Source organism: Caldovatus aquaticus (genome assembly GCF_019458025.1).
GTDB lineage: Bacteria > Pseudomonadota > Alphaproteobacteria > Acetobacterales > Acetobacteraceae > Caldovatus > Caldovatus aquaticus.
In genome coordinates this window covers 1-11605 of record NZ_JAHZUY010000082.1, presented here as the reverse complement: position 1 = coordinate 11605, position 11605 = coordinate 1, and the positions used below count along the sequence as shown (strand labels likewise).

Below are 11605 nucleotides of genomic sequence, written 5' to 3'. Positions count from 1 at the left end.
CGCGCGGCCCGGGCCGCCTCGGCGAGCCCCGGCACCGGCGTCGCCCCGGGCGGGTCCGGCCAGGACGGCGCCGCCGGCGCGAGCGCCCCGTGCCGCGCGGCGAGCCGGCCCGACTCGGCCTCCGCCGCGCCGCGGGTCAGCGCCGCCACGGCCGCCGCGACCGCCCGCCCCTCCGCGGAGTCGTAGGCGAGGCCGAGCCCGGCGAGCAGCCCCGCGAGATCGGCGAAGCCGACCCGCAGCCGCCGCGCCCCGCCGCCGGTCAGGAGGTCGAGCGTCCGCACCGCCACCGCCACCGCCTCGGCATAGGCGGTGGCGTCGAATCCCCCGCCTCCGGGCTCGAGGAAGGCCGGCAGGTTGAGCACGAAGCGCGGCTCGGCCGCGGCGTCGCCGCGCCACACCTCCGCCCCCGGCGCGCCGCGGCGGGCGAGCAGCAGCGCGCGCAGCGCGTGGGCGAGCGCGGCGGCCTCGTCGGTGCTCTCCAGCAGCCCGAGGCGGCGGCCGCGCGCCGTCAGTCGGCGGATCCAGCCCTCCGCGAGGCCCGGCAGCGTCACCGCTCCGGCGCCGGGCGCCAGCGCAGCCAGGGCGGCGGCGGCGGTCCCGTCCTCGTCCTCCCACGCGGCCGGCAGCGCCACCCGGCGCGGCGGCGCGTCCGGATCGGCGCCCGCGCGCGTCCGGCGCAGCGCGACCCCCTCCCACAGCGTCCCGGCGATGCGTCGTCCCATGTCGCGATGCTACGCGGCGAATCGGAGGGCGGGAAGCCGCATCTCGCGTCCCGGGCGCGGCCGGGACGCAACATCTTGTGGACAAGGCGCGGCCGGGCCCGGCTTTGCGCGGCGCGCTCCGGTGTGCGAATGTCCGCCGCCATCACGCCCACCCGATCGGATCCGCGGACACCCTTCCATGTCCTTCCTGATGCGCCTGACCTCCGCGCTCTCCGGGCGGCGGGTCGGCACCGACCGCTTCGGCAACGCCTACTACGAGTCGCGCCGGCTCCACCCCACCGACCGGCTGCCGCGCCGCTGGGTGGTCTATGCCGGGGAAGCGGAGGCCTCGAAGGTGCCGCCCGAGTGGTGGGGCTGGCTGCACCACACCACCGACGCCCCGCTGCCCGAGCGGCCGCTCTATCCCTGGCAGAAGGACCACCGGCCGAACCTGACCGGCACGCCGCAGGCCTATCGCCCCGCGGGCCACGACTACGCCGGCGGCCGGCGCCGCCCCGCCGCCGGCGACTACGAAGCCTGGACGCCGGGGCCGTGAGGCCGGCGCGGTGAGGGGACGCAGCCTCGCCGAGGTCGCGGCCGGCGCGGTGGTGCTGGCCGTCGCCGCGGCCTTCCTCGCCTACGCGCTGCTGCACTCCGGCCGCGCCGGGGCGGTGCTGAGCGGCCCGACCCAGACCTTCCGCGCCCGCTTCGACCGCGTGGACGGGGTGACGGTCGGCAGCGACGTGCGCATCGCCGGGGTGAAGGTCGGCAGCGTGGTGGACAGCCGGATCGATCCCCAGACCTTCCTCGCCGTGCTGACCCTGCGCGTGGACGGCTCCCTGCGCCTGCCCGACGACACCTCGGCCGAGATCACCAGCGAGGGGCTGCTCGGCGGGCGCTATGTGGCGCTGGTGCCGGGCGGCTCCGAGCGCATCCTGCGCGACGGCGCCGAGATCACCATCACGCAGTCGGCGGTGAGCCTGGAATCCCTGCTCGGGCGTTTCATCTTCTCGGTGACGCAGATGAACCAGGCGCGCGAGCAGCAGCAGCAGCCGGAGGGGAGCGGCGCCGCGGCGCCGGCCCCCGCGCGATGAGCCGCGACCCCCTGGCGCCCCCGGCCGAGTGGCCCGGCGCCGACGGCGCGCCGATCTCCTGCCGGGAGAAGCTCAAGGTGCTCGCCGAGAACCACCGCGAGGCGGCGCAGGTGCTGCGCGACGCCTTCGAGGACGCGGTGCTGATGGGCGTGGACGAGGCGGCGATGCGGCGCATCCTGGCCGACCTGGTCGCCGCCCTGCCGAGCCCGAAGCGCGCCGGCCCGAAGGCCGAGGGATGATCGCCCCGCCACGGCGCCGGCCCGGCGGCGGCGCGCGCCCGGTCCCGACGACCGCCGCCTGCGGCGCGCTCGCGGCGCTGCTGCTCGCGCCGGCGTGGCCCGCCGGGGCGCAGGAGTGGGTGCCCCGCCAGACCGCGCAACTGCAGGCGCTCGACAAGGTGACGGCGCGCGTCTCCGTCTTCGACGCCCGGGTCGGCCAGCCGGCGCGCTTCGACACCCTGACCATCGTCGTCCGCGCCTGCCACGCCCGGCCGCCCGACGAGGTCCCGGACGCCGCGGCCTGGATGGAGATCACCGACAGCCGCGCCGCGCCCGGCGCCCCGCCCGCCTTCCGCGGCTGGATGTTCGCCAACGCCCCGGGCGTGCACATGCTGGAGCACCCCGTTTACGACATCCGCGTGCTGGCCTGCCGCTGACGGCGCCCCGCTCCGTGCCGGCGGCGCCGCCGCGCCGGCGCTGCGCCGCCTCCGCCGTGGACGCCCCTCCGCGCCTCCGGGGCATGGTGCGCGATGCGACGCCTGCGGGACGGCGTCGCCGCCGGGCGCGCGCGGCCGCAGGCGCGTTCGAGCGCGCCCTCGCCGACCTGCACCGGTTGCCCCCCTGCGCACGCGGCCGCAGGCGGCAAGGTCACCGATCTAGCTCCGGCTGGCGCGGGGCCCCCTGCGCACGCGGCCGCAGGATCGTCGGCGGCGGCGGCACCGGCACCTTCGCGGCGGCCCCCTGCGCGCGCGGCCGCAGGGGGCCGGACGATGCCGGCCCGCTGCCAATTGGCGTGGCCCCTCTGCGCGCACGGCCGCAGGGGGCGGTGACCGCCGAGCTCGCCGGCGCGCCGGCTGACCCCCGCGCGCGCGGCCGCAGGCGGGAGGATGCCCGCTACACCAGCGAGCGCTGGGGCTGACCCGCCGCGCGCGGCCGCAGGGCCGCGGCTCGAGGACCATGCGCGTCAACACGCCGTTGACCCCCCGCGGGCGCGGCCGCAGGCTCGGCGGAAACCGCGTGCCCCCGGAGGATCGTCCATGGCCCTGTCCCGCCGCACCCTGCTCGCCACCACCCTCGCCGCGCCGCCGCTCGCGGCGCGCGCGCAGGACCAGGCCTTCCCGCGCCAGCCGATCCGCGTCGTCGTCCCCTTCCCGGCCGGCGGCACCACCGACCTCCTCGCGCGCCTCTTCGCCCAGCGCATGTCGCAGACCCTCGGCCAGCCGGTCGTGGTCGAGAACCGCGGCGGCGGCGGCGGCTCGATCGGCGCCGACGTGGTCGCCAAGGCGGCGCCGGACGGACACACGCTGCTCTTCCACAACATCACCTTCCCGACCACCACCGCCACGCTCTCGCTCGCCGGCCGCGCGCCGCACGAGATCGAGCGCGACTTCGTCGCCGTCTCGCTCGGCGCCTACGTCCCCTTCGTCATCCTCGCCAACCCCGCCGTCCCGGCGCAGGACCTCAAGGGCTTCGTCGAGCACGCCCGCGCGCGGGCGGCCGCCGGACAGCCGCTGTTCTACGGCTCCACCGGCCCCGGCAGCATCATGAACCTGGTCGGCGAGGTGCTGAAGCGCGAGACCGGCATCGCCATGGACCACGTCCCCTTCCGCGGCGCCGCGCCGCTGGTGCAGGAGCTGGTCGCCGGCCGCGTCCAGCTCGGCGGCGACCAGCTCTCCACCTCCTTCGGCCATGTGCGCTCCGGCGCGCTGCGCGGGCTCGCCACCATCGGCGCGCGCCGCGCCGCCGTGCTGCCGGAGGTGCCGACCGCGCGCGAGCAGGGCTTCCCCGCCCTCGAGCTCGAGGGCTGGAACGGCTTCTTCGCCCCCGCGCGCACCCCGCCCGGCATCGTCGCCCGCCTCCAGCAGGCGGTCGCCGACGCCGCGCAGCAGCCCGAGATCCGCCGCCGCTGCGAGGAGGTCGGCGCCGAGCCCGCCGGCTCCTCGAGCGAGGAGTTCGCGCGGATGGTCCGCGCCCAGGCCGCGCGCATCCGCGAGCTCGTCGCCGCCGTGCAGCTCCGGCCCGAGTGACGCGGCTCTTCCTCTACGGCACGCTGCTCGACCCGCGCCGGCTCGCGGCGCTGTCGGGCGAGGCCCGGCTCGCGCGGCGCGCGGTGCCGGCGCTGCTGCCCGGGCACCGGCGCGTGCGCCTGCGCGGCACGCCCTACCCGACGCTGCTCCCCGACCCGGAGGCCGCGGTGCGGGGCCTGCTGCTGCCGCGCGTCGGCGCGGCCGCGCTCCGCCGCCTCGCCGCCTACGAGGGACCGCCCTACCGGCTCGCCCCGGTGCGGGTGCTGACGCCGCGCGGGCCGTGCCGCGCGCGGGCCTGGCTCGCCCCGCGCTGGCGCGCCGACGCCGCGCGGGGCTGGGAGCCGCCGCCCGCGGCGCGCGGCTGCGCCGCGGGACGCCGCTGACGGAGCGGCTCAGCAGCCGCCCGGCACCGGCTGCAACTGCTCCAGCCTGCCGTCCACGACGAAGTCGCCGAAGTCCATCTTCAGCTCGTCCGCCACGCCGTTCTCGAAGTAGCGCAGGCTCACCTCGTAGTCCGGCGTGCCGGCCCCGCCGCCCTGGTCGCGGTCGCGCCGGCCCTCCTCGCCGCCGCTGCCGCGCGGGCCGCGCGCGAAGAACGCCACCCGCATCCGCGCGCTGCCGAGGCCGGCGAGCATCGGGAAGCGCTCGGCCGTCTCGCCGCGCCGCGGCCCCTGCCAGTCGCTGAGCACGGTCGTCGTGTCCTGCGCGCCCTCGGCCTGGGTGCCGTCGAACAGCGGCGCGACGAGGATGCGCTGCCCGGCGCGCGCCGCGTTCAGCGCCCGGATGGTGTGCGCCGTCGGCAGCAGCGTGCCCGGGGGCAGCCGCTCCTCCTTCGCCTCCGGCTCGACGTAGCGCACCACGCCGCTGCCGTCGGGCCCGAGCTCCGCCTCGCCCGCGACGCGCTGGCTGACCGCGCCCTGGCTGGTCTGGGTCAGCGAGAAGCGCAGCCGCCGCCCGTCCTTGCTCTCGTAGGTCGAGTAGTCCGAGGTGGTCTCGATCTCCTGGCCGTCGCGGTCGGTGAGGGTGAGGGTGAAGCGCTGCCGCGTGGTCCAGCCCTCGCAGGCGTCCAGCACCTCGTAGAGCATGGCGCCGGTCGCGGCGGCGATCTGCACGTTGTCGCGCACCCGGTCGAGGGTGAGGCGGTAGGCGGCGCGGTGCGCCGCCATGTGCTCGGCGGTGACCGGCGCCCCGGGGGCGAGGGTGGCCGGCGCTGCCGGGGCGGGCGCGGCCGGCGCCGGCGCGCGCGCCGCCGGGGCCGCCGCGGCCGGCGCCCCCTTCCCGGCCGGGCTGACGTTCTTGGCGGCGGACTGCGCCAGCACGCCGGGCGCTGCGGCCGCCGCCGCGGCGACGAGGCCGAGCAGCGCGAGGGCGGGACGAAGCCGCATGAGGCGACGCTCCATGGAGGGCCTTTCGCGCCTACTTAGGACGTCCTGCCGCCGGGCGCACCCTTCGGCGGGGGCAGGTCGAGCCGGATGTGCAGTTCCTTGAGCCGCGCCTCGTCCACCGGGGCGGGAGCCCCCATCATCAGGTCCTGCGCCTGCTGGTTCATCGGGAACAGGATCACCTCGCGGATGTTCGGCTCGTCCGCGAGCAGCATCACGATGCGGTCAATTCCCGGCGCCGAGCCGCCGTGCGGCGGCGCCCCGTAGCGGAAGGCGTTGAGCATGCCGCCGAAGCGCCGCTCCACCTCCTCCGGCGGGTAGCCCGCGATCTCGAAGGCGCGCAGCATGATGTCGGGCCGGTGGTTGCGGATCGCGCCGGAGGACAGCTCGATCCCGTTGCAGACGATGTCGTACTGGTAGGCCTTGATCTCGAGCGGGTCCTTGGTGTTCAGCGCCTCGAGCCCGCCCTGCGGCATCGAGAAGGGGTTGTGGCTGAACTCGATCAGCCCCGTCTCCTCGTTGCGCTCGTACATCGGGAAGTCGGTCACCCAGCAGAAGCGGAAGGCGTCCTTCTCGCACAGGCCGAGCTCCTGCCCGAGCCGGATGCGCGCCTGGCCGGCGAGCTTCGCCGCCGCGTCCTTCCTGCCGGCGGCGAAGAACACGGCGTCGCCGTCGCCGAGGCCGCACGCCTCGCGGATCGCGGCGATGCGCTCGGCCTCGAGGTTGCGCGCGATCGGGCCCTTCGCCTCGCCGCCCTCGAAGACGATGTAGCCGAGGCCGGCCGCGCCCTGCTCCCGCGCCCACTCGTTCATGCCGTCGAAGAAGCTGCGCGGCCGCGCCGCAGCGCCGGGCGCCGGGATCGCCCGCACCGCGCCGCCCGCGGCCGCGATCCGCGCGAACAGGCCGAAGCTGCTGCCCGCGAAGGCCGCGGTGACGTCGCGGATGCGCAGCGGGTTGCGCAGGTCCGGCTTGTCCGTGCCGAATTCCAGCATCGCCTGCTCGTAGGGGATGCGCGGGAAGGGCGGCTTCGTCACCGCGCGCCGCGTGCCGGTGAAGTCGGCGAACTCCTCGAACACCCCGGCGAGCACCGGCTCGATCGCGGCGAAGACGTCCTCCTGCGTGACGAAGCTCATCTCGAAGTCGAGCTGGTAGAACTCGCCCGGAGAGCGGTCGGCGCGGGAGGCCTCGTCGCGGAAGCAGGGGGCGATCTGGAAGTAGCGGTCGAAGCCCGCCACCATGATGAGCTGCTTGAACTGCTGCGGCGCCTGCGGCAGCGCGTAGAAGGTGCCGGGGTGCAGGCGCGAGGGCACCAGGTAGTCGCGCGCCCCCTCCGGGCTGGAGGCGGTCAGGATCGGCGTCTGGAACTCGGTGAAGCCCGCCTCGATCATCCGCCGGCGGATCGAGGCGATCACCTGCGAGCGCAGCATGATGTTGCGGTGCGGCCGCTCGCGCCGCAGGTCGAGGAAGCGGTAGCGCAGACGCAGCTCCTCGGGGTATTCGGCATCGCCCGCGACCGGGAACGGCAGCACCTCGGCGGCGCTCAGCACCGCCACCTCGCGCACCCGCAGCTCGATCTCCCCGGTCGGCAGCTTCGGGTTCACCGTGCCGGGCTCCCGCCGCACCACCTCGCCGGTGACGGTGACGACGCTCTCGGGCCGGACCTGGTCGAGCGTGGCGAAGGCCGGGCTGCCCTGGGCGACGACGCACTGCGTGATGCCGTAGTGGTCGCGCAGGTCCACGAACAGGAGGCCGCCGTGGTCGCGCTTGCGGTGCACCCAGCCGGAGAGCCGGGCCGTCGTGCCGGCGTCGCTGGCGCGCAGCGCGCCGCAGGTGTGGGTGCGGTAGGGGTGCATCGGTGGGAAGGCCCTGGAGGTCGTCGTCCGCCGCAAATGGCCGGGCAGAGAGGGTCGCCGGGCGCCGGAAGTCAACCCCGGCCGGCATCGGGGCCGGGGTTCCGGCCGGATGGCCGGACCGTTCCCGCGCGGAGACCGTTGCGGCGCGGCGGTCCGGACGGCGCGGCCCCGGCCGGAGGCCGCGCCCGGGCGGCCAGTCCCGCGCGGCGGCGCCGGCGGGGGGCCTCCGCCCCCGGCCGACCGCGGCCCGGCCCCGATCGGCGCCGGAGCCGATCCCGGACGGCGGGAGAGGGCCGGCAGCGCGGATGGCTCCGCCGGCGGCGGGCGGGGCCGATGTCGCGGGCCCGGCCGCGCGGAAACGCGCCGGGGCCGCTTGCGCCCGGCCCTGCCCGCGGCGGCGGCCCGGTCGCGTCGTCCGCCCGCCCGTTCGCGCTTGCCGCGGTTCCCGGCCGTCCGCGCTCCGCCCCGGAGCCGTTTCCGCTCGGCGGTGCGCGCGGCGACCGCTCCGGCGCGTTGTCTATCGCGCCGGGTTCACGCTCCCGGCCGTTCCCGGCCGTCCGCGATCGGCCCTAGCGCGCCGCCGCGCTCGCCGCGCTCCGCACCGCGCCCACCCGCAGCGCCAGCGCCGCGGCCATGAACTCGTCGAGGTCGCCGTCCAGCACCGCCTGCGGGTTGCCCTTCTCCACGCCGGTCCGCAGGTCCTTCACGAGCTGGTAGGGCTGCAGCACGTAGCTGCGGATCTGGTGGCCCCAGCCGATGTCGGTCTTGCTCGCCTCCGCCGCCTCGGCCATCGCCTCGCGCTTCTTCAGCTCCAGCTCGTAGAGCCGCGCCTTCAGCATCTGCATCGCGATCGCGCGGTTGCGGTGCTGGCTGCGGTCCTGGGTGCAGGACACCACGATGCCGGTCGGGATGTGGGTGAAGCGCACGCCCGACTCGGTCTTGTTCACGTGCTGCCCGCCGGCGCCCGAGGAGCGGAAGGTGTCCACCTTCAGGTCGGCGGGGTTGATCTCGATCTCGATGCGGTCGTCCACCGCCGGATAGACATAGACCGAGGCGAAGCTCGTCTGCCGCCGCGCCTGCGCGTCGAAGGGCGAGATCCGCACCAGCCGGTGCACGCCGGTCTCGGTCTTCAGCCAGCCATAGGCGTAGGGGCCGCTGACCAGCAGGGTGGCGCTCTTGATCCCGGCCTGCTCGCCGTCCTGGCGCTCGGTCACCGTCACCTTGTAGCCGTGGGCCTCGGCCCAGCGCATGTACATGCGGAGCAGCATCTCCGCCCAGTCCTGCGCCTCGGTGCCGCCGGCGCCGGCGTTGATCTCGACATAGGCGTCGTTGGCGTCGGCCTCGCCGGAGAGCAGGCTCTCGATCTCGCGCCGCCGGGCCTCCTCGGCCAGCCGCCGCAGGTCGGCGACGGCGGCGTCGGCGGCGGCCTGGTCGCCCTCGGCCTCGGCCAGCTCGAGCAGGGCGAGGGCGTCGGCGACCTCGCGCTCCAGCCGGCGCACGCCCTCGACCTGCTCGGCGAGGCGGGTGCGCTCGCGCATCACCCGCTGCGCCTCCTCCGGATCGTTCCAGAGCGCGGGGTCCTCGGCGCGGGCGTTCAGCTCCTCGAGACGGCGGACGGCGGCATCCCAGTCAAAGATGCCTCCTCAGCAGAGCCACCGAGGCGGTGATCTGCTCGTGCAGGGCTGCGGCGTCGGCGCGCATGGTCGTTCTTCGGGATGTTCCGTCGTCTCCCGGCCGGCGCGGCCGGATCGCCGGCGCGCGGCGGCGCGGGACGGCCTCAATAGAGCCCGCCCAGCCCCCTGTCGAGGCTCGAGGCGCCGCCGCCGGCCACCGCGCCGTCCTCGCCGGGCTCGCCGCCGTAGCGCCGGCCGCCGCCGCTCTCGGTGCCCGGCCGGAAGGGTTCGAGGATGGTGGCGTTGCCGACGTTCACCCGCACCAGCGCCACCCCCGGCGGGGCGCGGAACGGCACCGGCGGGCTGTCCTTCAGCGCCGCCGCGACCACCTCGCGGAAGACCGGCGCCGCGTTCTGCCCGCCCGTCTCGCCCGGGCCGAGGCTGCGCGGCTCGTCGTAGCCCATCCAGACCGCGACCACGATGTCGGGGGTGAAGCCGACGAACCAGTTGTCCATGTAGTCGTTGGTCGTGCCCGTCTTGCCCGCCACCGGACGGCCGAGCCGGTTGCCGATCGCCGCCGCCGCGGTGCCGCGCTGCACCACGCCCTGCAGCAGGCTCACCATCTGGTAGGCGGCGATCGGGTCGGTCACCTGCGGCCGCTCCTCGAGCAGCGGCGGGGGACCGGCGGCCGGATCGGCGGCGTCGCAGCCGGGGCACTCGCGGATGTCGGCGCGCCAGAGGACGCGGCCGCGGCGGTCCTGGACCGAGTCGATCAGGGTCGGCGCGACCTTCCGCCCGCCGTTGACGAAGCTCGCATAGGCCGCGGCCATGCGCAGCACGGTCGTCTCGCCCGCGCCGAGCGCGAGGGCGAGGTAGTGCGGCATGTTGTCGATCACGCCGAAGCGGGCCGCGACGTCGGCCACCCGCTCCATCCCGATCTCGCGCGCGACGCGCACCGTCACCAGGTTGAGCGAGCGCTCGATCGCCTGGCGCATGGTGACCCAGCCGTTGTACTGGCCGGCATTGTAGTTGTGCGGCCGCCAGAGGCCCTGCGCCGTCATCACCTCGATCGGCGCGTCCTCGAACATCGCGTTGGGCGGGATGCCCTGCTCCAGCGCGGCGAGATAGACGAAGGGCTTGAAGGCGGAGCCGGGCTGGCGCAGGGCCTGGGTGGCGCGGTTGAACTGGCTCCGCTCGAAGCTCCAGCCCCCGACCATCGCCATCACCCGCCCGGTCGCGGGGTCGCGCCCCCCCCCCCCCCCCCCACGGGGGGGGGGGGCCCCCCCCCCCCCCCCCCCCCCCGCCGCCGCGCCCGCGCGCGGCCCCGCGGCGGCCTGCGGCTCCACCATCACCACGTCGCCGGGCTGCAGCACCTGCGACAGCCGCGTCGGCTCGGGCCCGGGCCGCCCGTCGCGCACCGGCCGCGCCCAGCGCAGCTCGGCGTCGAGGGCGAGCGTGCCGAGGCGCGGCTGCGGCGCGCCGCGCGGGTCGGGCCGCTCCAGCCAGCCGAGCCGCGCCTCGCGCTCGCGCACCTCGAGCGCGACGGCCAGCCGCCATTCCGGCAGCATGCCGGGCGGGCGCGGCACCGCCTCGAGCGCCGGCATCCACTCGGTGCCGGCGAAGGAGATCTGCGCCACCGGCCCGCGCCAGCCGCCGCGGCGGCGGTCGTAGGCCATCAGCCCGTCGCGCAGCGCCTTCTCCGCCGCCGCCTGCAGCGCGGGCTCGAGGCTGGTGCGCACCACGAGGCCGCCCATCACCGTCTGCTCGGGGCCGAAGCGCTGGATCAGCTCGCGCCGCACCTCCTCGGTGAAGTGCTGGCCGACCGCGATCATGTCGGGCCGGCGGGTCGGGCGCGGGACGATCGGCTCGGCCCTGGCGGCGCGCGCCTCCTCCGGCGTGATGGCGCCGTCCTCGAGCATGCGGTCGAGCACCCAGTTGCGCCGCTCCAGCGCCCGCTCCGGGTAGCGGAAGGGGTTGTAGAGGTTGGGGCCCTTGGGAAGCGCGGCGAGGAAGGCGGCCTCGGCCAGGGTCAGCTCGTCGAGGCCCTTGTTGAAGTAGTTCTGCGCCGCCGCCGCCACCCCGTAGGCCTGCTGGCCGAGGAAGATCTCGTTGAGGTAGATCTCCAGGATGCGGCTCTTCGGCATCGCCTGCTCGATGCGCAGCGCGAGGATCGCCTCGCGCGCCTTGCGCAGCAGGGTCTGGTCGGAGCCGACCAGCATGTTCTTGGCCACCTGCTGGGTGATGGTGGAGGCGCCGACCGGCCGCCGCCCGCTGCCCAGCCGGTCCAGGTTGGTGAGCACGGCGCGGACGATGCCGATCGGGTCCACGCCGCGGTGCTCCCAGAAGCGCTGGTCCTCGGCGGAGACGAAAGCCTGCTGGACGCGGCGCGGGATCGCCTCGATCGGGACGAAGACCCGGCGCTCCGCCGCGAGCTCGGCCATCAGCCGGGAGTCGGCGGCGTAGATGCGGCTCATCTGCGGCGGGTCGTAGTCGGCGAGCCAGCGGTAGTCCGGCAGCTCCTGCGCGATGCGCTGGTAGAGCCCGTAGCCGACCGCCGCGCCGGCGACGGCGAGCACGCCGCCGAGCACGACGAGGAGGCGGACCAGGCCGAGCAGCGGGCCGCCGCGGCGGCGCCGGCGCCGCCGGCGCTCCGGCGGGGAAGGCGGCGGCGCGCCCGGCGGCGCCGTCCCGGCCGGCGGGTCGCCGGCGGCGGCGCG

At 76.6% G+C, this 11605-nt stretch carries 10 protein-coding genes and 1 pseudogene; 6 read left to right on the top strand and 5 right to left on the bottom strand.

Annotation, left to right across the window (positions count from 1 at the left end):
* Nucleotides 1–722: pseudogene (locus tag K1J50_RS17500) on the bottom strand (TSCPD domain-containing protein); the annotation flags it as partial.
* Nucleotides 723–900: 178 nt separating this feature from the next.
* Here K1J50_RS17500 and K1J50_RS17495 point away from each other — a divergent pair.
* From K1J50_RS17495 to K1J50_RS17470, 6 genes are all read left to right on the top strand, one after another.
* A complete protein-coding gene (locus K1J50_RS17495) occupies nucleotides 901–1257 on the top strand; it encodes an NADH:ubiquinone oxidoreductase subunit NDUFA12 (protein ID WP_220119047.1) in 357 nt (118 codons plus the stop codon).
* A 10-nt stretch (nucleotides 1258–1267) separates the two neighbouring features.
* The gene (mlaD, locus tag K1J50_RS17490; protein ID WP_220119046.1) at nucleotides 1268–1795 is read left to right on the top strand and encodes an outer membrane lipid asymmetry maintenance protein MlaD; all 528 of its coding nucleotides are present in this window, start codon (nucleotides 1268–1270) and stop codon (nucleotides 1793–1795) included.
* Entirely contained in the window at nucleotides 1792–2034 is a 243-nt protein-coding gene (locus K1J50_RS17485) for a hypothetical protein (protein ID WP_220119045.1), read from the top strand. Before mlaD ends, K1J50_RS17485 begins: the two co-directional genes overlap by 4 nt.
* A complete protein-coding gene (locus K1J50_RS17480; protein ID WP_220119044.1) occupies nucleotides 2031–2450 on the top strand; it encodes a DUF2155 domain-containing protein in 420 nt (139 codons plus the stop codon). The genes K1J50_RS17485 and K1J50_RS17480 overlap by 4 nt, the downstream gene beginning before the upstream one ends.
* 600 nt (nucleotides 2451–3050) lie before the next feature.
* On the top strand, nucleotides 3051–4040 hold the full coding sequence (locus K1J50_RS17475; RefSeq protein ID WP_220119043.1) for a Bug family tripartite tricarboxylate transporter substrate binding protein: 990 nt from the start codon (nucleotides 3051–3053) through the stop codon (nucleotides 4038–4040).
* Complete coding sequence (locus K1J50_RS17470; protein ID WP_220119042.1) at nucleotides 4037–4423, top strand: gamma-glutamylcyclotransferase family protein; 387 nt, start codon at nucleotides 4037–4039, stop codon at nucleotides 4421–4423. The genes K1J50_RS17475 and K1J50_RS17470 overlap by 4 nt, the downstream gene beginning before the upstream one ends.
* A 9-nt stretch (nucleotides 4424–4432) precedes the next feature.
* Here K1J50_RS17470 and K1J50_RS17465 read toward each other — a convergent pair whose 3' ends face one another.
* The 4 genes from K1J50_RS17465 to K1J50_RS17450 all read right to left on the bottom strand — a co-directional run.
* Nucleotides 4433–5425 carry a cell envelope integrity EipB family protein gene (locus K1J50_RS17465; RefSeq protein ID WP_220119041.1) on the bottom strand — a complete coding sequence of 331 codons (993 nt, stop codon included), beginning with the start codon at nucleotides 5423–5425 and terminating at the stop codon, nucleotides 4433–4435.
* 35 nt (nucleotides 5426–5460) lie between these two features.
* A complete protein-coding gene (aspS, locus tag K1J50_RS17460) occupies nucleotides 5461–7275 on the bottom strand; it encodes an aspartate--tRNA ligase (RefSeq protein WP_220119040.1) in 1815 nt (604 codons plus the stop codon).
* Nucleotides 7276–7844: 569 nt separating this feature from the next.
* A protein-coding gene (gene prfB, locus K1J50_RS17455; RefSeq protein ID WP_220119039.1) for a peptide chain release factor 2 occupies nucleotides 7845–8976 on the bottom strand; the annotation gives its coding sequence in 2 pieces (ribosomal slippage) (nucleotides 7845–8906 and nucleotides 8908–8976; 1131 coding nt in all).
* 76 nt (nucleotides 8977–9052) lie between these two features.
* Nucleotides 9053–11605 (bottom strand): penicillin-binding protein 1A (locus K1J50_RS17450; RefSeq protein WP_369413638.1); only part of this gene is annotated, 2553 nt, incomplete at its 5' end.

Bases quoted from the DNA above. Each gene is read 5' to 3' on its own strand.
- K1J50_RS17475 (WP_220119043.1), top strand. From the start codon at position 3,051: ATGGCCCTGTCCCGCCGCACCCTGCTCGCCACCACCCTCGCCGCGCCG.
- K1J50_RS17495 (WP_220119047.1), top strand. From the start codon at position 901: ATGTCCTTCCTGATGCGCCTGACCTCCGCGCTCTCCGGGCGGCGGGTC.
- K1J50_RS17480 (WP_220119044.1), top strand. From the start codon at position 2,031: ATGATCGCCCCGCCACGGCGCCGGCCCGGCGGCGGCGCGCGCCCGGTC.
- aspS (WP_220119040.1), bottom strand. From the start codon at position 7,275: ATGCACCCCTACCGCACCCACACCTGCGGCGCGCTGCGCGCCAGCGAC.
- K1J50_RS17465 (WP_220119041.1), bottom strand. From the start codon at position 5,425: ATGCGGCTTCGTCCCGCCCTCGCGCTGCTCGGCCTCGTCGCCGCGGCG.
- K1J50_RS17485 (WP_220119045.1), top strand. From the start codon at position 1,792: ATGAGCCGCGACCCCCTGGCGCCCCCGGCCGAGTGGCCCGGCGCCGAC.